19 protein-coding genes and 1 riboswitch are annotated in these 21,423 nt (G+C 55.8%); of the genes, 9 read left to right on the forward strand and 10 right to left on the reverse strand.

Annotated features, from left to right (window positions below; all coding sequences use genetic code 11):
- Window positions 1-164: 164 nt before the first annotated feature.
- From AC1Z3F_RS11160 to AC1Z3F_RS11170, 3 genes are read left to right on the forward strand one after another with little or no spacing between them, the layout of a single operon-like run.
- Window positions 165-1,421, forward strand: coding sequence for an enolase C-terminal domain-like protein (locus AC1Z3F_RS11160; RefSeq protein WP_483565720.1), 1,257 nt, complete (start codon window positions 165-167; stop codon window positions 1,419-1,421).
- Window positions 1,415-2,419: an NAD(P)-dependent oxidoreductase gene (locus AC1Z3F_RS11165; RefSeq protein WP_483565721.1), complete on the forward strand. Its 1,005-nt coding sequence runs from the start codon at window positions 1,415-1,417 to the stop codon at window positions 2,417-2,419. The genes AC1Z3F_RS11160 and AC1Z3F_RS11165 overlap by 7 nt, the downstream gene beginning before the upstream one ends.
- 10 nt (window positions 2,420-2,429) lie before the next feature.
- Window positions 2,430-2,873, forward strand: coding sequence for a MarR family winged helix-turn-helix transcriptional regulator (locus tag AC1Z3F_RS11170; RefSeq protein WP_131089165.1), 444 nt, complete (start codon window positions 2,430-2,432; stop codon window positions 2,871-2,873).
- A gap of 15 nt (window positions 2,874-2,888) precedes the next feature.
- Here AC1Z3F_RS11170 and AC1Z3F_RS11175 read toward each other — a convergent pair whose 3' ends face one another.
- Window positions 2,889-6,104, reverse strand: coding sequence for a DEAD/DEAH box helicase (locus tag AC1Z3F_RS11175; RefSeq protein WP_483565722.1), 3,216 nt, complete (start codon window positions 6,102-6,104; stop codon window positions 2,889-2,891).
- Window positions 6,105-6,242: 138 nt separating this feature from the next.
- Window positions 6,243-6,363: riboswitch (SAM riboswitch) on the forward strand.
- Window positions 6,364-6,396: 33 nt separating this feature from the next.
- On the opposite strand from AC1Z3F_RS11175, the gene AC1Z3F_RS11180 reads away from it, so the two are divergent.
- Window positions 6,397-6,951, forward strand: a complete 555-nt coding sequence (locus tag AC1Z3F_RS11180) for an OsmC family protein (protein WP_262199340.1) — start codon at window positions 6,397-6,399, stop codon at window positions 6,949-6,951.
- 74 nt (window positions 6,952-7,025) lie between these two features.
- Here the strand turns inward: AC1Z3F_RS11180 and AC1Z3F_RS11185 are convergent, their stop codons facing one another.
- The 3 genes from AC1Z3F_RS11185 to AC1Z3F_RS11195 form a co-directional block, all read right to left on the reverse strand.
- The gene (locus tag AC1Z3F_RS11185) at window positions 7,026-8,081 is read right to left on the reverse strand and encodes an L-idonate 5-dehydrogenase (RefSeq protein ID WP_483565723.1); all 1,056 of its coding nucleotides are present in this window, start codon (window positions 8,079-8,081) and stop codon (window positions 7,026-7,028) included.
- Window positions 8,071-8,841, reverse strand: a complete 771-nt coding sequence (locus AC1Z3F_RS11190; RefSeq protein WP_262199338.1) for an SDR family oxidoreductase — start codon at window positions 8,839-8,841, stop codon at window positions 8,071-8,073. Before AC1Z3F_RS11190 ends, AC1Z3F_RS11185 begins: the two co-directional genes overlap by 11 nt.
- 608 nt (window positions 8,842-9,449) lie before the next feature.
- Window positions 9,450-9,929 (reverse strand): MarR family winged helix-turn-helix transcriptional regulator, encoded by a 480-nt coding sequence (locus AC1Z3F_RS11195; protein WP_483565724.1) that lies wholly within the window; start codon window positions 9,927-9,929, stop codon window positions 9,450-9,452.
- A 64-nt stretch (window positions 9,930-9,993) separates the two neighbouring features.
- Here AC1Z3F_RS11195 and AC1Z3F_RS11200 point away from each other — a divergent pair, with 64 nt between their 5' ends.
- Window positions 9,994-10,836 carry an SDR family NAD(P)-dependent oxidoreductase gene (locus AC1Z3F_RS11200; protein WP_483565725.1) on the forward strand — a complete coding sequence of 281 codons (843 nt, stop codon included), beginning with the start codon at window positions 9,994-9,996 and terminating at the stop codon, window positions 10,834-10,836.
- 145 nt (window positions 10,837-10,981) lie between these two features.
- Here the strand turns inward: AC1Z3F_RS11200 and AC1Z3F_RS11205 are convergent, their stop codons facing one another.
- Window positions 10,982-11,689 (reverse strand): FadR/GntR family transcriptional regulator, encoded by a 708-nt coding sequence (locus AC1Z3F_RS11205; protein ID WP_262199335.1) that lies wholly within the window; start codon window positions 11,687-11,689, stop codon window positions 10,982-10,984.
- Between the two features lie 26 nt (window positions 11,690-11,715).
- Window positions 11,716-13,428 (reverse strand): L-lactate permease, encoded by a 1,713-nt coding sequence (locus tag AC1Z3F_RS11210; RefSeq protein WP_483565726.1) that lies wholly within the window; start codon window positions 13,426-13,428, stop codon window positions 11,716-11,718.
- Window positions 13,429-13,539: 111 nt separating this feature from the next.
- Here AC1Z3F_RS11210 and AC1Z3F_RS11215 point away from each other — a divergent pair, with 111 nt between their 5' ends.
- From AC1Z3F_RS11215 to AC1Z3F_RS11225, 3 genes are read left to right on the forward strand one after another with little or no spacing between them, the layout of a single operon-like run.
- Complete coding sequence (locus AC1Z3F_RS11215) at window positions 13,540-14,304, forward strand: (Fe-S)-binding protein (RefSeq protein ID WP_483565727.1); 765 nt, start codon at window positions 13,540-13,542, stop codon at window positions 14,302-14,304.
- 17 nt (window positions 14,305-14,321) lie between these two features.
- A complete protein-coding gene (locus AC1Z3F_RS11220) occupies window positions 14,322-15,773 on the forward strand; it encodes a LutB/LldF family L-lactate oxidation iron-sulfur protein (RefSeq protein ID WP_483566956.1) in 1,452 nt (483 codons plus the stop codon).
- Entirely contained in the window at window positions 15,770-16,402 is a 633-nt protein-coding gene (locus AC1Z3F_RS11225) for a LutC/YkgG family protein (protein ID WP_483565728.1), read from the forward strand. The genes AC1Z3F_RS11220 and AC1Z3F_RS11225 overlap by 4 nt, the downstream gene beginning before the upstream one ends.
- 80 nt (window positions 16,403-16,482) lie before the next feature.
- Here the strand turns inward: AC1Z3F_RS11225 and aztD are convergent, their stop codons facing one another.
- From aztD to aztB, 4 genes are read right to left on the reverse strand one after another with little or no spacing between them, the layout of a single operon-like run.
- Entirely contained in the window at window positions 16,483-17,649 is a 1,167-nt protein-coding gene (gene aztD, locus AC1Z3F_RS11230; RefSeq protein WP_483565729.1) for a zinc metallochaperone AztD, read from the reverse strand.
- Between the two features lie 19 nt (window positions 17,650-17,668).
- Entirely contained in the window at window positions 17,669-18,592 is a 924-nt protein-coding gene (locus tag AC1Z3F_RS11235) for a metal ABC transporter substrate-binding protein (protein WP_131089176.1), read from the reverse strand.
- Window positions 18,592-19,839 (reverse strand): ABC transporter, encoded by a 1,248-nt coding sequence (locus AC1Z3F_RS11240; RefSeq protein ID WP_483565730.1) that lies wholly within the window; start codon window positions 19,837-19,839, stop codon window positions 18,592-18,594. The genes AC1Z3F_RS11235 and AC1Z3F_RS11240 overlap by 1 nt, the downstream gene beginning before the upstream one ends.
- A complete protein-coding gene (gene aztB, locus AC1Z3F_RS11245) occupies window positions 19,836-20,705 on the reverse strand; it encodes a zinc ABC transporter permease AztB (RefSeq protein WP_483565731.1) in 870 nt (289 codons plus the stop codon). The genes AC1Z3F_RS11240 and aztB overlap by 4 nt, the downstream gene beginning before the upstream one ends.
- 53 nt (window positions 20,706-20,758) lie before the next feature.
- On the opposite strand from aztB, the gene AC1Z3F_RS11250 reads away from it, so the two are divergent.
- Window positions 20,759-21,406 (forward strand): metal ABC transporter ATP-binding protein, encoded by a 648-nt coding sequence (locus AC1Z3F_RS11250; RefSeq protein WP_444614231.1) that lies wholly within the window; start codon window positions 20,759-20,761, stop codon window positions 21,404-21,406.
- The last annotated feature ends 17 nt before the right edge of the window (window positions 21,407-21,423 follow it).

The raw sequence follows: 21,423 nt of genomic DNA on the forward strand, positions 1-21,423 counted from the left end.
TGCTCTCCTTGAATCGTTGATTGCATAAATTAGCTTGGACAGGTATCAATAACGGCTTCTATGGTGAGTCTAGACCTACACGACCAAGGGAGCCCGCCATGCTGGATGCAACGACGCAGCAAGTCTCTAGCCAATCGCCGCAGAGCGAATCAACATCATGCCGAGTGGAAAGAATTGAAGTCACTCCCGTCGCTTTCGCGGATCCGCCCTTGCTTAATTCCGTGGGAGTACACGAACCGTTTGCGTTGCGAGCAATCGTGGTGGTGCATACAAATACAGGACACTACGGGCTAGGTGAAACCTACGGCGACGAGGCCCACGTCGCGCGGCTACGTCGAGCAGCTTCTGCTCTGAAAGGTGCCGACCCGTTTAATCTGAATCTCATCTCACGACTCGTCTCTGAGTCTCTAGTGCAGGACAACGGACAAGGCGGACACGGCACCGGAGGCATGGTCACAACGACCTCGTTAGATGACCGAGTACTGTCCGCATTCAACGTTGCGTGCCTCGATATCCAAGGCAAGGTCCTGGGAGTACCGGTCAGCACGTTGCTCGGCGGCGCAATACGCGAATACGTTGATTTCAGTGGCTATCTCTTTTACAAGTGGGCAAATCATCCCGGACGTGAAAGCGACAAGTGGGGCGAGGCCATAGACCCTGCAGGGATCGTGGCCCAAGCCCGCAAGATGGTCACTGACTACGGATTCAAGGCATTGAAACTCAAGGGTGGGGTCTTCCCGCCGGACCAAGAAGCTGCCGCCATCGAGGCGTTACACCAAGAGTTTCCCGACATCCCACTGCGTTTAGACCCCAATGGTGTGTGGAGCGTGCCAACGGCAATAGAAGTCGGGCACCGTTTGGAAGCATCCCTGCAGTACTTGGAAGATCCTTGCCTGAGGATTGCCGATAATGCTGCCGTGCGCGCAGCCATCAACCTGCCAATCGCCACCAACATGTGCGTGGTCTCTTTTGCTGATCTTCAGCCAGCCATCAAAGCGCAAGCTATAGACATCGTCCTGTCCGATCATCACTTCTGGGGCGGCTTGAGCCGGTCCAAACTACTTTCCGGCATCGCAGAGACCTTTGGTCTGAGCCTTTCGATGCACTCGAATTCTCATTTAGGGATCAGCTTCGCGGCCATGATTCAGTTAGCGGCGGCCACCGAGAATATTGACTACGCCTGCGATACCCACTGGCCTTGGAAACTCGAGGAAGACGATGTCATCGTGGCCGGAACACTGACGATTCAAGACGGTAAGGTCCAAGTTCCAACCGGTCCTGGACTGGGCGTGGAACTCGATACGCAAGCCCTTGAGCGGATGCATCAGCAATACCTTGACTGTGGGCTGAAGCAACGTGACGATACCAGCTACATGCAGTCCATCGATCCCACCTATGAGCTGAAGAGTCCACGATGGTAAGGCCACTACAGATCGTGGTGACCGACCCCATCGTCAGCCGCTTTGAATCCCTTTTCCGTCAGTTGGGCACCAGACACACCTGGAAGTTTGTTGCATCGCTTGACCCCCACGAACAGTCAAGGCAGATCGCCGAGGCGGACGTTTTGGTGTGCGCAAGACTTTCCGACCAAGACGCACAACGCTGTACAGCCGGTCTAGTGCATGTCACCGGAGCCGGCACTGACCGCGTGGCGCTGAAGTACCTGCCCGAGTCCACCCAAGTTGCGACGACCTCCCACCACGAACGTTCCATCGCAGAATACGTAGTGATGGCCATCCTCGCCCACGAACGGCGCCTGCTCAGCATCACCCGTGAATTGACCGAGGGCACCTGGCGCACTCTCGCAACAGATCCCAACATTTCCCTGTTCCGTACCGTCAAGGACCTAACCGTGGGATTCATTGGAATGGGGGCAATTGGCCAACACACCCTCTCGGCAGTCACAGCCCTGGGGGCCAAAGCGGTAGCGGTGCGCCGAAACCCGAGCGAGCCTTCAACTGATAACCAAAATCTTCACTGGGTGAAATCCATGGAGCATCTGCCCGAACTTCTTGAATGCAGCGATGTGGTGGTTCTTTGCCTACCACTGACTGATGCAACAAGAGATCTTATCGGCGCTACTGAACTCTCGATGATGCGTAGTGACGCACTGTTGGTCAATGTTGCGCGTGGACCGATAGTGAACGCGCCAGCGCTCATTGACGTATTAGATCAACAGCTCATTGGCGGAGCAGCACTAGACGTCTGGTGGGACGCCCCGACAGGCACCGTTGTGCCCGCGCTAACCCAACGGTTGGCTGCACATCCATTGGTCATTGCCACACCACATTATTCGGGGCACTCGCGAGAAACTTTTCTTTCACGGGTGAAGGAAATCTGCTCCAATATCAATGGCTTTGCCTCGGTAGCTGAACAGCGCAAAGGACTAAATTCTCCTGAGGTGGCCTCGACTCCCTAGAATAGTGACTATGCAAGATGAAACGCTGTTGCAGACGGTTGAAGATGAGTTCACTGCCATACTTTTGCACGCACGAGATATGATCGTTCGCCGCGCAAAAGCGGTCCACCCGGACTTGCAAGCGCCTGGTTACCGCCTGCTCGGACTTGTCATCCGCGAAGATGCTCAGCAACAGGGCGCTTTGGCCGAGAAGCTTCGTCTAGATAAGGCAACTATTTCTCGACTGGTTCAGCAGCTAGAGTCCTTGGGCCTAGTGAACCGAACCCAGGATCCCTCTGACGGCCGCGCTCAACTGGTCTCTGCCACGGCACTGGCTAGAGACAAGTGGCGCGACAGCGGAAACACCCTGCGTCAGGAACTGCGCCGCCAGCTCACCGAATGGGAAGCTAGCGAACTACAAAACTTTGGACAGCTGTTGCACCGACTGAACATCAGTTTCGAAGAGCTGACCTAAAGACAACGATTCAAGCTACTGCATCAAAGCTAAGAAGTCATCAGCGCTCAAGGCAGACTGCTGACCAGCCTCCGATTCGTCACCCAAAACGTCATTAAACAGCTGCGTCTTTTTGGCTTGTAAGGCCAGCACCTTGGACTCGATGGTGTCCTTGGCGACCAGACGATACACGTAAACCGGCCGTTCCTGACCAATGCGGTGTGCACGGTCAATGGCCTGAGCTTCCGCAGCCGGATTCCACCAAGGATCCAACAAGATGCAGTAATCAGCAGCGGTGAGGTTGATACCAAAACCGCCGGACTTCAACGAGATGAAGAAGACCGGGAAGTCCCCATTGCTGAACCCATCGATCATTTCTTTTCGCTTGATTCCACTAGTGGAACCATCTAGGTAACCGTGCTCAATATCTAGCGATACGGCAACGTCCCGCGCCTTGGTCAAGAAGCTGGTGAACTGGCTGAAGACCAAGATCTTGTGTCCTTCAGCCACTGCGTCGGCCATCAGTTCTCGTAGTAGCTCAAGCTTGGCGCTCGGGCCGTCACCTTCACCGACCAAGGACGGATCTAAGGCCAGTTGGCGTAGCAACGTGAGCGACTGCAAAATCTTGAAACGGTTGGAATCTACGTCATCAACCAATCCGAGCACTTCTTGTCGTACCCGCTGGAAGCGACGGTCATAGGCCTTACGGTGACTTGGTTCCAGCTCAACTTCCAGAATCTGTTCGGTTTTTGCTGGAAGTTCCGGAACCACCTGTTCCTTGGTGCGTCGAAGTACAAATGGACGCAACCGGCTCTTGAGACGATCGAGTCTTTCTTTATCACCGTCGGAAATCTGCTTCTGATAAATATCCTTGAAGGCCTTCTGTCCGCCCAACAGTCCAGGGGCAGCCAAGGAAACCAGAGCCCACAGCTCAAGGAGATTATTTTCCATCGGCGTACCAGTGACAACGAACTTACAAGGCACCGGCAACTGGCGCGCTTGCTTATAGCCCTTTGAGGTGTGGTTCTTCAGCTGTTGCGCTTCATCAATGATCATCACGGAGAACCCGGCAGCTTCAAACTCTTCATAGGACAGTCGGAAGATCGTGTAGCTAGTGACAATCAGCTGCGCGTCACCCAACTGATCCTTGATGCTCTGTCCGGCCTTTTTTGACGTGGAGCTAATCCCCCGCGTACGAAGGTTCGGCGCGAAACGCTGCGCTTCATTAATCCAGTTACCCACCACCGAGGTCGGGGCAAGAACCAAGAACTTTTGATCAGGGTTTTCCGTGCGAGCTTGTTCCAGACAGGCCAGCAACTGGACGGTTTTACCCAAGCCCATGTCATCTGCGAGCACTCCACCCAGTGAGTGGGTACGCAAGAAATTCAGCCAGGCCAATCCCTGCTCCTGGTACGGGCGCAAATTCGCTTTGAAACTTTCTGGCAGAGCTACGGGCGCAAGTTCCTCGCCACTGGTCAGCTCGTTCATGGTTTCTAGCCAGGCGTTGTGCTGAGCTTCAATGATGCCCAAGTCCAGCAGTTCTTGCCACCAGTCGATGCTCAGCTTGTGGATGCGAATCGTATCGCCTTCAACTGTGCCCAGTTCCCCAGCTTCATTGACCAACTGACGTAGCTGAGCAAAGTCAGCACCGGCGATGGGAATGACGGTCAGATCATCTAAGACAAGGTAGTCCTCATGCCGAGTCAGCGCTGCGAGTAGTTGAGGGAAAGGTACCTTGACCTCATCAATGGTGACTTCAATGGAAAGGTCGAACCAGTCTCCGGTGCTTTCTCCGGCTTCAACGGCAACGGTGGCTGGTGCATCATTTATTTGGTACTTGGGCAGTCGGTTTTGCGCTTCGATCAATACGTCCGGGTGCTCTTCGAGCAGCGGAAGGGTATAAACCAAGAAGTCGATGGACTGAGAGATGCTCAGGTCTTGATCTTCAAAAATGCCCGAGGAGTTCACCGGTCCCAAGGCAGCGTCGTCTCCAAGCTTGTCCTTGATCGAGGCAAGGATTTCCTTCTCGATGCCACGTTGCCGTGGTGCTTTGGACGGGTACTTCCACGAGTAACACAGTGCGACAACTTCTGGGCTGCTAGATACAGCCAGCCGCAGGACAGGACGAGCGGGGGCAGGAATTTTATAGCTCACGTCGACGCTTTTCAGCGGGGCCAAGTGGCGCATGCGTTCCAGATGTTTTTCCTCAAAACGCGGAACGTCTGCTGCTGGAACGAACTGAACTCCAGAAGCAATAAAAGAGGCAAGTTCTGCTGAAACAGGCTCAGCAAATTCTGCCAGTCCCCAGTCTTTAGCCTTGGCCAACGGCTTAGCCGAGTACACCAAAAATGTCGGTGGATTTCCGACGGGCAGTACATGTGAGTCTTGTGGATCAGGTGCGGAAATGAACCCCTCCATGGTCAACCCGTCTTCACCACGGCGCAGATCTACAAAAGCATTCGCCGGCTCAGGGCTGAAGGTCACAGCGGGCTTGGCGTTGCTACTTCCGTTGATGATCTGCACTCCGGCTGCTTGCAGCGCAACGAAAGCTTCGAGCAAATCTTTGCCCGGCAGATCCATTAGCGAGATCCAGTCTTTGACGTCCCAGACATAACCGTATTTTTGCTTTTCAGCCTGCTCTCGCAGCTGGTCCAGTTCACTTATGGCGCGGCGCTGTTCTTTGGAGAACCGCTTGTCAAAGGCCACAGACTTCCAGCTTACTCCGGTCTGAATCCATGGGCTCTTGGTACCTTGTCGCGCCGGGCGAGCCTGAAGGGTCAGGGCATCATCGCTACCGTAGCGTGGTTCGCTAACGATTTTTAGAATGAGGCCCAGCGGCTCTTGGGCGACGTCCGGTTCATCATCGATGACGGGCAATAGGCGGTTAAGACTACGTTCCCACTGCGGCACCGCTTGACGTTGCCAGTCATGCGGCCGCACCGCACCGTCGGTAACGTACAGAGGCTCATCATCTTCGTTAATGGTTTCAATCAATAACGCGGCGACTTCTTCGCAGCGAGTACTGGTGGGGTGTTTGCTGCAACCACCTTCAAATGAAATCCCTTGCGCTTCAAATCGGAAGGTTGCGTTCACCTGCGCGCCGAGCACCTGTCCGCGCACTTGAGTAAGACCGGCTTCAACGTGGCGTTCAACGTGCGAGACCTTTCCCGACTGATAGTAGAACGCACCAATCTCCAACGTGTCCTGGTCCAGTACCAAGTCCAAGTTTTTGATAGTCAGCTGGTATTCCATATCCGCCAATCGTTGTGTACGCAATAGAGCCGGTTGCTACCCTCCATCCTATCGACGGTTACCGACAGCTTCGTAATGACGAAAAGTTAAGCGAATGCTTTACTCGCAGCGGTACTCAAGGATAAAAATGAATCACTGAATCACGAGTTCCACTCACTACGGCCCTGGCTGAGTGGACGGCAACCCTCTAGCCATTGTGCCGGGTGCCCCAGGTGAAGATTCGACGCATCCTGAGAGTCAAGAAGCGTAAACGATGGCGCACCCTTGCGTCAGAAAAGGGAGAACACCTCTTATGCCTACCGCAACCAAGAAACTTTCCGTGGCCGAAGATCGCTCTGCGCGCTTACAAGAAGCTGGCACTGGATGGGGTGAACGCATTTCGGCAGCCCCACAGAGCGCACAACTCACCTTTAGTGTTCGTGGCGAAGGATTCGACTCTGTAGCCAGTAACATCAGGGCCGGCAAGCACAGCTTTACCGTTGATGAACCAGCTGCACTGGGAGGCAGCGACATCGCGGCCAGCCCGGTGGAATATGCCTTGGCAGCGTTGGTTTCCTGCCAAGTAGTTGTTTACCGTCTGTACGCGGAAAACTTGGGCATCCAAGTAGATGATGTGCAGATCACCGCTGATGGCCAGCTTGATGTTCGTGGCCTGTTTGGCATTGATGAAACAATTCGTCCGGGCTTCTCCTCCGTGGACTTGCAGGTGCACATTGCGGGTCCTGAATCCGCAGAGCGTTATGAAGAACTACGCCAGGCTGTGGATGCTCACTGCCCAGTATTGGACTTGTTCGTCAACCCGGTGCCGGTGACTACCTCGGTGCACGTTGTTGAAGCTAATAATTAGTCTCAGCTGAACCAAAAAACGCACTGCGGTGACCCGAATTTCAGGGCCACCGCAGTGCGTTTTACAGTAATGGATTATTCGCTAAGGAAATCCAGTAGGACCTTGCCCGAGGTGGAAGCATCCTTGGCCGTTTCAAAGGCTTCAAGACTTTGGCCCACTGGGAACTCGTGGGTGACAGCATCCGAGATCCGTAACGACCCGTCGGCCAAGGCAGCAAGAACGTGGTCAATTTCGTCGTTAAAACGGAATGAACCGACGAGTTCTAGTTCACGGGTGATGACAAGCGAGATCAGTGCTGGCTGCTCACCGGTTGGTAGCAGGCCAACCATGACTACTCGTCCACCGCGCGTAGCACCGCGTACTGCCGAGGCCAGACCACGGTAGTTGCCACTAGCCTCGATCACCACGTCGGCATTAACCTTGGCGATGGACTCTTGATCATCCGCCCGCAGGGTTGAGGTCGCACCGAGCTTTGTTGCGATCTGAAGTGGCTTGTCATGCATGTCCACCGCAATGATTTCTGCGGCTCCGGCGCGCTTGAGCACGGCGACTGCCAAAGCTCCAATGGGGCCGGCACCGATGACCAGTGCGCGCTTTCCAGCAACATCTCCCGCACGTGAAACTGCATGCCAGGCCACTGCTGCTGGTTCCGCCAACGCGGCATCACGTAGTGAAAGGGACTCGGGTAGAGCGCGCAACATCCGAGCAGGTAGGTTGACCTCGCGGGCGAACGCACCTTCGGTGTGTGGATAGCGGGCTGCAGATCCTAAATAGGTGCAGCCTGGAGACAGGTTGGGACGTTCGGTTGGATAAGGTTCTCCAGTTTCGCCGGGAGTTGCCGGATGCACGGCGACTTTGGTGCCGGCGGCTGGCCCAGTGCCATCGGCGGCCGTCTGCAGGACGGTGCCAACAATCTCGTGGCCTAAGACCATAGGTGCTTTAAGAATGGATTCACCGGCAGCACCATGGCTCCAGTAATGCAGGTCTGATCCGCAGATACCGCCGTAGGCGATGGAAATGCGTGCTTCATCTGCAGCCGGTGCGGCTAGTTCGATCTGCTCAACGCGTAGATCCCCTGCCGCGTGGGCAACAACGGCTTCGGTGCTAGTAGCTAGGGTGTTAGACGACAACGCTCATGCCTCCGTCGATAAAGATAGTCTGTCCGTTGACGTAGTTGGAACCATCCGAGGCCAGCCATACGGCCGGGCCCGCCAAGTCCTCAACGGTTCCCCAACGGGCTGCTGGTGTGCGGCCCAAGATCCAAGAGTTGAACTTCTCATCATCAACGAGGTTCTGGGTCATTTCGGTGTGGATGTAGCCAGGTGCGATGCCATTAATTTGCAGTCCGGAACCAGCCCATTCGGCGGTCATGGCGCGGGTGAGGTTTCGCAGGCCACCCTTGGCCGCGGTGTACGCGGAAATGGTGGGGCGCGCCAGGTCGGTTTGTACCGAGCAGATGTTGATGATCTTGCCTTCACCGCGCTGCACCATGCCACGGGCAACTTCGCGTCCTACCAAGAACGCGCTGGTCAGGTTGGTATCAATGACGCGCTGCCAGTCAGCTAGTTCCAGCTCAAGCATTGGCACACGGTGCTGAATTCCAGCGTTGTTGACCAAGATGCGGATGGCACCGATGTTCTTTTCGATGGCCTCGATATTTTCACGTACTGCCGCGTCATCAGTGACGTCAAAGCATGCACTGTGAATTTTTTCGGTGCCGTAATGGCTGCTAAATTCGGCAACGGTTTGGGCCAAGCGTTGCTCATCGCGTCCATGAAGAATGACGGTCGCGCCGGCATCGGCTAGCGCTCGGGCAAGTTCGCGGCCAATGCCGCGGGAGGACCCGGTGACCAGGGCCAAACGTCCGGATAGGTCAAAAAGTTGACTCATGAATTCCCTCGCAAGAAGTGTCGATAATTCACCGACGGGAACCCATCACCGGCCTTGGCCTAGTGGTGTATCCAAAAAGTAGCCCCGTCGCTCCCTCAAAAGATATCAGATATATGTAACGCACGTTGCAATAAAGTACGATTTATGAATTGCTGGACGAGCAGTTGATGGCTTAAAGAATCTCCAGCCGCCATGGGTGGCTGGGAATGCTTTTCCGCAAGTTCGGCAGGGTCACCCTGTCGAGCAGCGCACATTTCCGCCAGTCACACTATGGGTCCACGAAAACTAACTTTTCGCGATGGAACAGTTTTTGAATACCAGAACGTTCTCATTTGCCACCATTCGGCACTCACCGGTGAGCACGAGACGACCTTCTGGCGCGATGCCCTCCAGAGTTCGGAACGAAGCTTTAGCCTTGGATCCATGAGGAAGAACTAAAACTGCAAGTAGCTCGCCGTGCGATCGATCGGATCCCTCAATTACCGGCGTCGAGTACATGCTTTGCCCCGCGCGAGGTGAGGTCAATTCGACGGCAAGTTTGCGCCCAAGGTAATTCTTTTCAGATGCTTCCGGATCTTCAAGGAACTCATTGAGCAACGCCCCTGATGTCAATCATTAGCCACTTCGTTTCCGGTGCGTTCTGCAGGCAATAGCTCCGCCAGCCGATCAAGGACCACCCGCAGATGCTCGCTTTCTTCGGCACCGAGCAATTCAACAACCCGTTCTTCAAGGTCATCTACGATGGCCTCGCCTGCGTTCAACGCGGTACGCCCTGCATCAGTCAAATGCAATTCCTGCACTTGCGCGTGCCGCGGATGAACCTTCCGCTCAATGAGGCCGAGTGTTTCCAACCGGGTGGCCAGAGAAGCGATTGCCTGAGGAGTGACGTTGAGTCGACGTGCAAGCGTGGCTCCAGCAAGCCCCGGTTCGGCGCTCACCGATGCGAGCAACGCGTAGTGCGAGGAGCGTAACCCCACTGCTCGAAGCTGACGGTCTTTCAGGTTCTGCACTGCCAGCTCCGCCCGACGCAACGCCCAAATTACTCGGGCTCGGGGATCCGGGGTCTCCGCCATAGAATTTTCACTCATAACTTTAATGTACACTCATTGTCATCTATCAAACGCTTTATACTCGTCAACACTTCGAGTCAATATGTCTCGACCAATCGCATTCATCACAGGAGCTAGTTCTGGGATCGGCGCCGCCATGGCAACGGTTCTTGCCGAGGCGGGCCACGACTTAGTACTTGTCGCCCGGAGAGCAGACAGGCTAGCAGCGCTAGCCGAGCGACTTTCCGACGCGGGAGCAAGCTCAGAAACCCTGACCGTAGACCTCTCCGAGAAAGCAGGCCTGAAACGCGCAGTTGAACGTGCCGCTGCCGGTGACATTGATGTCCTCGTATCAAATGCAGGAGTCAGCGCTTATGGGCCGTTCGCAGAAATCGACCCCGGTGAGCTGGATCGAGCTTGGACACTAAATGCTAATGTCACACCGGTCCTGGCCAGAGCAGCACTCCCCGGCATGCTGGGACGCGGGCGGGGTGGAATCATCAGTGTTGCCTCCAACCTCGCATTTAGTGCGGGTGCCGACCAACCCCCGGGTACTAACTCGTCGTCGGGAACGCCCGGCACAAGTGCAACGTTGCCACAGCGCGCGCTGTACGTGGGAGCTAAGGCAGGGACGATGGCTTTTACCCGAGTTCTCGCATCGGAGTTGCACGGCACCGGGGTGCAGGCAACTGTAGTGTGCCCGGGTTTGGTGTCCACGGAATGGAACGGTGGAAAGTCGCAGGGCCCCCGTGCCATGACGGCCGAAGACGTAGCTCAGGCAGGGTGGGTAGGATTCTCGCTCGGGGAAGTCGTTTGTCTTCCCGGACTGGAAGATGAACAACTAGTAGAGCAATTTACCGGAATTGAACGCCGCATCATGGGCGAAAATCTTGGATCTGAGCTCGCGACTCGCTACCGGAATCAAGAAGCCAGCGCCTCCGAATAATCGCCAACCAAACAGGGCGGTCCCTAAAGGCTTGGAGTAGAGCAGGGCCGCCACCATGAACACATATTTAAGATCGATGTCTTCCTGCTGCGCCTTGGGGTATTGCCCGTAGACGAAGACGTGGGTTCCGGACTAATTTGGGGATCTAGTGCGTCTGCGAGTAGAACCAAGTGATGTGTTCTTCGAGCAGCTGCGCTGCTCGTTCACGCTGGCCAGTAGCAAAAGCATGGTGGATGGCCTTGTGTTGGCGGCGTAAAACCTTGACCACAGGTTGCCACGATTCGTCGTCAGGAATCGATGCCGCAACATAGTCACTAATCGAGTTGCGCAGCGATTCCATCATGGACTCCACCACCGCATTGCCGGCCATGGAAGCCAGCAGTACGTGGAACTCGGCATCAATACGATGGAAGGATTCGCGGGACAGTTGCGCGTCATCCATACGCATAATCAACACAGCAGTGCGCTCAATGACCTGCTTTGCCTGGATTGGATCGCGCGGAGTCATTTGCGCAGCCCAGGTCTCGAGCAGAATGCGCGATTCAACGATCTCGCGAACATTGATGCCCTTAGCCGCCAAATGCAGGCGCAAGGCCTGGGAGATCCCGGCCGAAGGGTTGGAGATGATCACGGCCCCGGAGTTGGGTCCGGAGCCCGTGGAAGTCTTAATTATGCCCATCACATCAAGGATGCGAATGGCATCTCGCACCGAGGCACGAGAAATCCCATGTTGCTCCGCGAGCGCACGTTCGCCTGGAAGCTGGTCCCCAACGGACAGCTTCTCGGTCAGCAGATCTTCCTCAATTGCTTGAAGCACGACCTGGTACGCACGCGGAGCTGGGTTAATAGGCATCGAATCTATTTTAGCCGGTCAAAGAACTACGGAAGCATCCACGAAAGCACCGGGGTGGACTGCAGGTAAACCAAACAGCACAGCACCAGCAGCATGCCTACAGACCATCCGGCGACCTTCTTGAGGATGACCGATTCCTGGCCTTCCATCTTCACGCTGGTTGCGGCGATCGCAAGGTTCTGCGGGGAGATCAGCTTGCCGACCACACCACCTGAGGTATTAGCAGCCACCAATAGGTTGGGGTCAATACCCGCATTCACACCAGCGGTCTGCTGCAGCTTGGCAAACAACGCGTTCGCAGAAGTATCCGAGCCGGTCACGGCGGTGCCGATCCAGCCAAGAATTGGTGAAAGGAACGCAAAGAATCCACCGGCTCCAGCCAGCCAAGTGCCCACCGTAATGGTCTGGCCGGACAGGTTCATCACATAGGCCAAGCCGAGCACCGAAAGGATGGTCAACGCGGCAAATCGCATGTTGTAGATAGTCTTGCCGATTTCCGACAGACCTTCACCAAAGGTCAAGGCGTACTTGCCGCCGGAGGTATTGCGTGAATATACAAAAGCAACAATCACGCCGGTGATCAGCAGCAGAGTACCCGGCGAGGACAACCACGAGAAGGTGTACATGGTTGACGAGACAGCCTTGCCGCTGGAGTCCACCACTTCCCCATATAGTCCTGGCCAACCGAACTTGATGTCAGTACTAGCCAGCCACGCTGGGATGTCGATTCCCAATTTCCACAGTTTGGCCAGGCCGAAGATGACGATGACCAGCAAGTATGGGAACAGCGCCATCCAGGTATTTAGTCCGTGCAATTTAGTGCCCTGCTCCACCGGCAATGCAGCAGCCTCAGCGGTCAACACGCGCTGGCGTGCTTCGGATGCACCCTTAGGAGTCCAGAAGCGCAATAAGATGACCGCTGCGGCCAATCCAACCAACGAGGCCACGATATCAGTGAGTTCGTACGAGAAGTAGGTGGAGCACAGCCACTGGGCGATACCGAAGGAAATACCGATAGTCAGGGTCGCTGGCAGCACCTGGCGCACACCGCGCCAACCGTCAAGGATCAGCACCAAGATAGTTGGTACAAACAACGCCAACAGCGGCGACTGGTGGCCTACCACGGCACCAATTTCATGAGCCGGGATTCCGGTCAACGCACCAGCGGTAGTGATGGGGATGGCCACCGCACCAAAAGCCACTGGTGCAGTGTTGGCAATCAGCACGGCACAAGCCGCACGCAGCGGAGACAGCCCCAAAGCCAGCAGCATGGTGGCGGTAATGGCTACCGGTGCACCAAATCCAGCCAGCGCTTCAAGCAACCCACCAAAGCAGAAAGCGATCAACACAGCCTGAATTCTTACGTCCCCGCCGCCGATCACGTCGAAGACACGACGCAGGTCTTCAAAGCGTCCGGATTTGACGGTGACTTGGTAGAGGAAGATGGCCATGACCACGATCCAGACGATCGGGAAGGCCCCAAAAACCATTCCCATCGCCCCGGAGTTCAGTGCCATCAATACCGGCATTTTCCATCCAATAATGGCGACGATAATGGCGACTGCCAGAGATCCCAATCCGGCCCAGTGCGCCTTGGTTTTGATCACAGCCAACAGTACAAAGAAGGTGATCAAAGGGATTAAAGCAACAAGCGCCGAGAGGGCAACACTGCCCGCTATCGGCTCGGTAGATGGTGTAAACACGGTGTGGGCGTCCTTACTAGAAGATGGTCTGACCATATGTGGTCCGACCATCAAGAGTACAACGTGAGTGTCATCACAACAAGTCTTGACTATTACGAATTTCTTCGCATAGTATGGTCAGACCACACTCTGAAAGAGTCATTTATTATGCGAATCGCTCTCTTTGCCACGTGCATAGTGGACGCTATGTATCCAGAAACCGCCAAGTCGACAGTGAAGTTGCTCGAACGCTTGGGACATGAGGTAATTTTCCCCAGGGCACAAGCCTGCTGCGGGCAGATGCACATGAACTCCGGCTACATGCCCGAAGCCTTGCCCGTGGTCGAAAACCACATCAATGCCTTCGACACCGACGACTACGACGTTGCAGTCGCCCCTTCCGGTTCCTGCGTTGCCTCGGTTAAGCACCAGCACCCCTACCTAGCTGATCGCTTGGGCAAACCAGAACTCAAGGAACGAGCCAAGGCCGTTGGGGCGCGCACCTATGAACTGACCCAGCTACTGGTGGACGTTCTGGGCGTCACCAACGCGGCCGAACAATTGGGTAGCTACTTCCCCGAAACCATCACCTACCACCCGTCCTGCCACGGCATGCGGTCCTTGGGACTAGGCGATCGACAGCTGGACCTACTCAAGACCGTCGGCGGTATTACCGTCAACGAGCTGCCCGAAGCTGACCAGTGCTGCGGTTTTGGTGGAACCTTCTCGATCAAAAACGCGGACGTCTCCTCGGCCATGCTTGATGACAAGGTGAAGAACATCTGCTCCACCGGCGCTTCGGCCTGCTCCGGCGGCGACGCCTCCTGCCTGATGCACATCGGCGGCGGCCTCTCCCGCACCGGCGCCAAGCCCAAGACCCTGCACCTGGCCGACATCCTGGCCAGCACCATGGAAGAGACGGTGTCACTGTGACTCAGGTATTCCTCGGCATGCCCGCTGGCGGACAGGGCAACCTGTTCGAATCCGAGCCTTTCCCCAAGGCAGCGCACCGCGAGCTGGGCAACACCCAGATGCGCAAAAACCTGCGCCATGCCACCCACACCATCCGCGATAAGCGCCTGAAGGTCGTTGGTGAACTCCCCGACTGGGAAGCCCTGCGTGATGCGGGCAGCGTCATCAAGAACAATTCGATGGCCACCCTTGAAGAGCGTCTGCTGGAATTCGAAAAGAACTTCACGGCACGCGGCGGTATTGTCCACTGGGCCCGTGACGCGGATGAAGCGAACCAGATTGTCACCGATCTTGTTAAAGCCACCGGCTCCACCGAGGTGGTCAAGGTTAAGTCCATGGCCACTCAGGAAATTGGTCTCAACGAGCACTTGGAAACCGAAGGTATTAGTGCTTTTGAAACCGACCTTGCCGAACTGATTGTCCAGCTAGGCCACGACAAGCCAAGCCACATCCTGGTTCCTGCCATCCACAAAAACCGCACCGAGGTGCGCGACATCTTCCTGAAGGAGATGCCGGTGGTGGATCCGAACCTGACCGATGAGCCAGCCAAGTTGGCCGAAGCGGCTCGTGCCCACCTACGCAAGAAGTTCTTGGCTGCCAAGGTCGCGATCTCCGGAGCCAACTTTGCCCTAGCCGATACCGGCACCTTGGGCGTGGTCGAGTCCGAAGGCAACGGCCGCATGTGCCTGACCCTGCCAGAAACCCTGATCACCGTGATGGGTATCGAGAAGGTACTGCCGCAGTGGGAGGACATCGAGGTCTTCATGCAGCTGTTGCCACGCTCCTCCACCGGTGAGCGCATGAACCCGTACACCTCACTGTGGACCGGTGTCACCGAAGACGACGGCCCGCAGAATGTGCACATCGTCTTGCTCGATAACGGACGCACCCGAGCCCTGGCTGACCGCTTTGGCCGCACCGCGCTGAACTGCATCCGCTGCTCGGCCTGCATGAACGTCTGCCCGGTCTACGAGCGCACGGGCGGTCACGCCTATGGTTCAACCTACCCGGGCCCGATCGGCGCGATCCTCTCCCCGCTGCTCACCGGCATCGAGGTTGAGGAAAACGGATCTCTTCCTTACGCTTCCTCACTGTGTGGGGCTTGTTATGAAGCCTGCCCGGTAAAGATCAACATCCCAGAAATCCTTGTGCACCTGCGCGGCGAAGATGTGGATGCCAAACGTGAGAAGCACAAACTGCCTACCCAGATGGATCTATTGATGAAGGGCGGATCTTGGGCTTTGGGCAAGGGCAAAAATATTGGTCTGCTCGAAAAAGCACTGCCACTGGGTCGATTGGCCGCCGGTAAGGATAAGAAGATCAAAAAGCTGCCGGGCATCGCTGCCGGGTGGACCCAGAGCCGCGACATTCCCGCACCACCAAGTAAGTCTTTCCGCGACTGGTGGAGCGACGAAAAGGAGTCCAAGTGAGCGCCAAAGATGAGATCCTCTCAAGGATTCGTACGGCCCTAGCCGATACCCCGGTGACCGAAGAAGTGCCGCGCGAATACCGCACCACCTCCGCCATGAATGAAGAGCAGCTCATCGAACTCGTGGTAGACCGTTTGGTGGATTACAAGGCCGGCGTTGAGGTCATCGATGCGGCGCAGATTCCTGAATTTGTGGCAGCCAAGCTCAAGGACGCCAGCAGTGTTGTCTACCCGCAGGGCCTAGATACCCACTGGCTTTCGGCGCTAGACAAAGATGTGGAACAGCGTCTTGATGCTCCCGGCGCCCGCTTGAGCGTGGCCGAACTAGATGCCACCAGTGCGGTGGTGACTTCTTCAGCAGTCTCCGTCGCGGAGTCGGGCACCATCATCCTTGATGGTCAGCCAGATCAGGGACGTCGTGCCATCTCGTTGGTACCGGATCACCACGTGTGCATTGTGCCGATCTCCACGATTGTGCAGCTACTGCCCGAAGCCATGCCACGGCTTTCTATCACCCGCCCGCTAACTTGGATTTCTGGGCCTTCGGCCACCAGTGATATCGAGCTCGAACGTGTTGAGGGTGTGCACGGTCCACGAACCTTGGATGTACTGATGGTGCGCGGTCTGTAATTCGACGCGCTCAGACTTGTGGCCGATTCCCCACCCAGATTCGGGCGGGCAATCGGCCACAACTATTTCTTCTGCAAGCTCTACTTGGTGGTCACAGCCATTTCGTTAGGCTCCGCGTCCAGTCTCACGGTCGCAGTCTTTTTACCGGTCTCAAGGTCGATGGCGTACACCGACTTCTTAGCTGGTTCGCTGACGTAGGCGGTGTTGCCATCAATGCGCAGGGACGGGTGGGCTTCCTGCCATTCGGCCGGTCCTTCCCACGGGTCAATAACATCGATGTCACGGGTGATCTTCTCGGTGCTTGGATCAATCACGTGGATCTTACCGTCGGTACCTAACAGGTAACCAAGATCCTGTGGACCACGGGTGACTCCGCGCCAGGTGTATTCAATTCCCTTGGGCAGATCTACTACCTTGTAGCTGAGCTTGGCGGTATCGATCAGAGTGATCTGGTGCAGCAAATTGCCCTCGGCATCTGGGTCATCCTTGTAGTCGCCAATGACTAATTCACTGGTTGGTGAGACGTAGGCGTTGCCCATGCGACCGTAGGTATCAGGTGCGGTGAGCTTCGTGAATTTTCCGTCAGCAAATACCAATGCCCCGTCCTCACAGCCGAAGACTGCACGGCCATCTGCAGCGGTACCTTCACCGTGCACTGCCGGGCAATCGGTGCTTTCGGCGATCTTCTGCTGTTTGTCATCAAGCAGTTTCACACCGGTACGTGAGGTGTCATCACCAACGGTGGTCAACAAGGAACCGTCGTCCAAGGTCACCGAGACCCCGTGATGAGCTGGGGATTCGACAGTTTGAACTTCCGGCAGTTTTCCATCGGCCTCTGCGAGCTTATTGGTGTCGAAGATCGTGGTGGTTCCGCTGCCGTCGTCAAAGAGCGCTGTCTTGCCAGCATGTGGAACCACATGTCCAGCAGCTCCGGCGACAAAGGTGGTCTCGGTCAGTTCAGGAGCCGTTGCATCCAGAACTTGGAATCCTTTGGAGGTGGTGAGCAGGAAGTTTTTGCCATCTCCTGCCGAGTTCAATCGCGTGAATTTTTCGGTGTCAAAACTCTTGAGTACTTTCAGTGACTTCCCGTCGAGTACTGAGACGCCGTCTTTATAGGTCACCGCGATCCTAGTTGGTGACACAGTTTCGGATTCGGCAGCACTGGGTGCGGTGCATGCGGTGGCCAGTAGACCTAGGACGGCTAGAGCTGACCCGGCTTTGAGGGTGCGAGGCGAGATGAGATTCATGATTCCTTTCTTGTTGCGCTTAGTTGCGCAGGGCATGGGTGATTCGTTCGGTGTTCACTTGCATCATCTGCAGATAGCTATCGGCCCCTTGATGCGGTGGCGTGAGCGATTCTGAATACAATTCGACGATTTGTACCTCTACTTGGGCTTCATCGGCCAGGGCGCGTGCCAGCTTGTCCGGCTGGGCCGACTCAACAAAGATCGCGGGGACCTTTGAACTACGAATGGCTTCGGCCAGCGACGCTAGATCCGCTGCACTTGGAGAGGCGAGTGTTGTCCCCGAAGGGATCACTGCCCCAATGGTTTTGAATCCGAAGCGTTCGGCGAGATAACCAAAAACATGGTGGTTGGTTACCAACGCCCGAGACTGTTCGGGAATCTGCGCGAAAGAAGCGGTCATCTGCTGTTCAAGCTCAGTGAGCTCGGCGCGGTACCCCTGGGTATCGGAAGCCAACTGTTCCGCAGAAATTCCGGGGAGATCCTTGAGTTGCTGGTGTAAGGCGTCAACCACCTGGATCATCTTTGCTGGGTCGGTCCAGAAATGTGGGTCGGCTGCACCGTTAGACCCTGCAACCTCTAGAACCTCAAAATGATCGCTGGCGACAAAGTGGTTGTTTTCGGCCTCATCAACCGCGTCCAGCTGATGTTGCAGGCCTTCTTCCAAATTCAACCCGTTGGAAACCACCAGGTCTGAATCATGGAGCAAGGCGGCTTGCTGCGCGGAGATCTCAAAGGAGTGCGGATCAACATTTGGGGGCATCAGCGTGTGAACTTGGGCTTGGTCACCGACTAGGTTCTGCACAACATTTCCAAGAATGTTGGTGGTGACCACAATGCTCGGTTTCTCATCTTGCTGTGCCGTGCCGATGCAGCCAGTCAGTAACAGCGATACGCCCAGCAGCAAGGCCAGCGCTTTACCTGAGTGCCTTATATTGTTGCTCATCAATTCCCCACCTGAGTCATCCAGGTCGGATCTATTTGCGGGCTAAGGGTGCGGGCGATCCGTGCTGAATCAGCAAAATCGATTTCAAACACTCTCTTCTGCGCAGGGGCATTCACGTAGGCTCGCTGAGCATCGACGACCAAATTTGTGCTCGCCAAGGCCTGAGGATTTTTCACAGTTTCCTGAAGCACTGGCTTGCTGACTCCGGTAGTTTTTCCGGCTTCTGTGGAGTAGACCAGCACCCGTCCGCTTGCATCTACAGCCACCACGTTGCCGTCTTTATCCCCCACGGCAGTGACCTTCAGGAGGTTCTGATCCTCCATAATTCTGTTCATGCTCAGGTCTCGGGTATTAATAACCCAAGCCCCTCGCTCCCCTGCCAGACCAGCCACCACAGGGCGGGCCTTGCGATGTTCAAGCTGGTCAACTCGTTCATCAGCGGTAGTCCCTTGGGGATATTTCACCAGTTCAAATTCTGGGTGTCCAGGCTGTTCTTCGTTGGCAACGAGGATGCCTTCTTCACACGCGATAGCGAGTCCTGCAGCAGTCTGTGTGGCATCACTCGGGTTAGCGCAGGGAGCGTTTGCACCGTCTACCGGGTGGCCCTCGGCGTCCAAATATTGCACTTGTGCCGGAGCCGTTTCACTTTTAGCTTCGCTAGTTATGGCACCTTCTCCCAGCGGAGTCAGTAGACCTTGATGAGGTGAGGCTTGAGTAGTGAATTGTTCACTGACGTTACCCTTGGCCAGTTCAGAATTCTTTAGAAGAATTCCCCTTCCCGTCTTTGGGAAATAAACACCGGTACTTCCTGCGGTGGAGAGCGGTCCACCGATGATCTGCGCTGGTCCCTCGCCATCGAGATGACCGAGAGTTTGCGGTGTGCCGCGGTAGTAATGGAAATGGTCCGTGTGGTTCCAGCTCCACATCCCGCTATCAACGATGTCTACCCCTGCCCCCGTATCGGCAAAGAGGTAGCGTCCCTCGGTTTGTAGATTCTGGAAGTTCTTTAGCTCGCTCAGTTCAGTTTCTTCATCGGTGAGCAGATCCAGCATTCCGCTTGTGCCGCTAGCGTCCACTGTCACTAGATGTAGTGGTGCCTCGGGCATTTCTTGTGCTCCTTCAACGGCTCCGTGATCTGCCGGTTCCACGGCGCTATCGTCGTTGGTGGCGGACGGAGAGGCGGCGCATCCCGCCAGTAGTACTGCGCTTAGTAGTACTGCGGTAAGTGAGTAGGACTGAGCCTTCATGTGGCACTTTCAACGTGTAGTAGCGATTTATTGTGTGCCGTTTCAGGCATGCACTTGTGAGTACTCAGAAGCTTTTGAATCAAGGCCGAAATGCCGGCCAACGCAATGGCCAGGCAAGAGATTGAAGGCCCCGCTGCCGTTTGTGCGTACCAAGAAATTAGTAGTCCGCCGCTCACACCGAGCACTCCGAAAACGGCGGCCAGGATCATGATGGCGGGAATGCGCGCTACCCAAACCTTGGCCGCTACGACTGGCGCCAGAAGCATGCCAACCACCAGCAACGTTCCGACAGACCGGAAAGAGGCTGTGATAGCCAGCGCTACTAAAAGCACCAGCATGATTTGTGCTAGTCCTGGCTTGAAGCCCAAGGTCAAGGCGATTCGAGTGTCGAACGCACTAGCTACGAAGGCTCGGTGAAACTTCACGGCAATGGCCACGCTCAGCAACAAGGCTCCGGCTAGAAGCCACAGGTCCGCAGTGTTGATGGCCAGGATGTCGCCAAAGAGCATGCTTGTGGCGTCCGTGGCAAAGCTACGTGAGTGGGAGACGATGATGATTCCCAGTGACAGCATGCCCACGAAGACCAGACCGATGCTGGTGTCGTAGGAAAGTTTTCCTTTTCGTTGCATTGCACCAAGTAGGCCAGTCATCACCACGGCACTGGCCGCAGCGCCGAGCATTACCGGCAGTCCCAATACGGTCGCGAGGGCAACTCCAGGGAGCATGCCGTGGCCTATCGCTTCGCCGAGAAAAGCCATCCCACGAATCACGACCCATGTACCGGCGATGGCACAAATAACTGCGACCAAGCTGCCGCCGATCAGGGCGCGCTCCATGAACTCAGAAGTGAAAGGAAGTATCAACACATGACACAGAGTAACCTTAAATGAGAATCATTATCAATTGCTACACTGGAGCTATGACAACACCCAACACTTTGATCCACGTTCGCTCGGTGCATTTTTCCTATGCTCAGGAAGAAATGCTGCATGGAGTATCACTGACTATCAACAAGGGAGAAATCCTGGCCATCACAGGCGCCAATGGGTCAGGAAAGTCAACATTGCTTGAACTGATTGCTGGTGTCATGCTGCCCAGCCACGGTCACATCGAACGACCGGTTCCAGTTGCGCTGGTGGTTCAAAGACCCAACACTCCCCCGGCTCTGCCACTGAGTGTGGCCGATGTTGTAGCGATGGGGACATGGCACACTCGATCCACACGAATAGAACGCAATCGGGTCGTCGCACAGGGACTAGAGCGCGTGGGCCTTAGTGGATTTGAACGCCGAAATTTCTCCACGCTTTCCGGCGGGCAGCGCCAGCGTGCGCTAGTGGCTCAAGGATTGGTCCAGCAAACCCCGGTGCTGCTGCTTGATGAACCGCTAGCTTCGCTGGATACATCAAGCCGAGATGCGATTCATAAGATTTTGCGCGACGAAGCGGACCGTGGACGAGCAGTGGTGCTGGTGACCCATGATCACGACTCTCAAATGCTTGCGGATCGAGCCATCGCTTTGCGCGACGGTGCCATCGCGCAGTGCCCAGCACCAAGTCTGGCCACCTAACGCTAGCTATCGATGCT

The sequence above is a fragment of the Glutamicibacter sp. MOO4 genome, assembly GCF_056934395.1.

Bases quoted from the DNA above. Each gene is read 5' to 3' on its own strand.
- AC1Z3F_RS11240 (WP_483565730.1), bottom strand. From the start codon at position 19,839: ATGAAGGCTCAGTCCTACTCACTTACCGCAGTACTACTAAGCGCAGTA.
- aztD (WP_483565729.1), bottom strand. From the start codon at position 17,649: ATGAATCTCATCTCGCCTCGCACCCTCAAAGCCGGGTCAGCTCTAGCC.
- AC1Z3F_RS11235 (WP_131089176.1), bottom strand. From the start codon at position 18,592: ATGAGCAACAATATAAGGCACTCAGGTAAAGCGCTGGCCTTGCTGCTG.
- AC1Z3F_RS11220 (WP_483566956.1), top strand. From the start codon at position 14,322: ATGCCCGCTGGCGGACAGGGCAACCTGTTCGAATCCGAGCCTTTCCCC.
- AC1Z3F_RS11210 (WP_483565726.1), bottom strand. From the start codon at position 13,428: ATGGTCAGACCATCTTCTAGTAAGGACGCCCACACCGTGTTTACACCA.
- AC1Z3F_RS11250 (WP_444614231.1), top strand. From the start codon at position 20,759: ATGACAACACCCAACACTTTGATCCACGTTCGCTCGGTGCATTTTTCC.
- AC1Z3F_RS11215 (WP_483565727.1), top strand. From the start codon at position 13,540: ATGCGAATCGCTCTCTTTGCCACGTGCATAGTGGACGCTATGTATCCA.
- AC1Z3F_RS11200 (WP_483565725.1), top strand. From the start codon at position 9,994: ATGTCTCGACCAATCGCATTCATCACAGGAGCTAGTTCTGGGATCGGC.
- AC1Z3F_RS11165 (WP_483565721.1), top strand. From the start codon at position 1,415: ATGGTAAGGCCACTACAGATCGTGGTGACCGACCCCATCGTCAGCCGC.
- AC1Z3F_RS11190 (WP_262199338.1), bottom strand. From the start codon at position 8,841: ATGAGTCAACTTTTTGACCTATCCGGACGTTTGGCCCTGGTCACCGGG.
- AC1Z3F_RS11170 (WP_131089165.1), top strand. From the start codon at position 2,430: ATGCAAGATGAAACGCTGTTGCAGACGGTTGAAGATGAGTTCACTGCC.
- AC1Z3F_RS11195 (WP_483565724.1), bottom strand. From the start codon at position 9,929: ATGAGTGAAAATTCTATGGCGGAGACCCCGGATCCCCGAGCCCGAGTA.
- AC1Z3F_RS11180 (WP_262199340.1), top strand. From the start codon at position 6,397: ATGCCTACCGCAACCAAGAAACTTTCCGTGGCCGAAGATCGCTCTGCG.
- AC1Z3F_RS11205 (WP_262199335.1), bottom strand. From the start codon at position 11,689: ATGCCTATTAACCCAGCTCCGCGTGCGTACCAGGTCGTGCTTCAAGCA.
- AC1Z3F_RS11175 (WP_483565722.1), bottom strand. From the start codon at position 6,104: ATGGAATACCAGCTGACTATCAAAAACTTGGACTTGGTACTGGACCAG.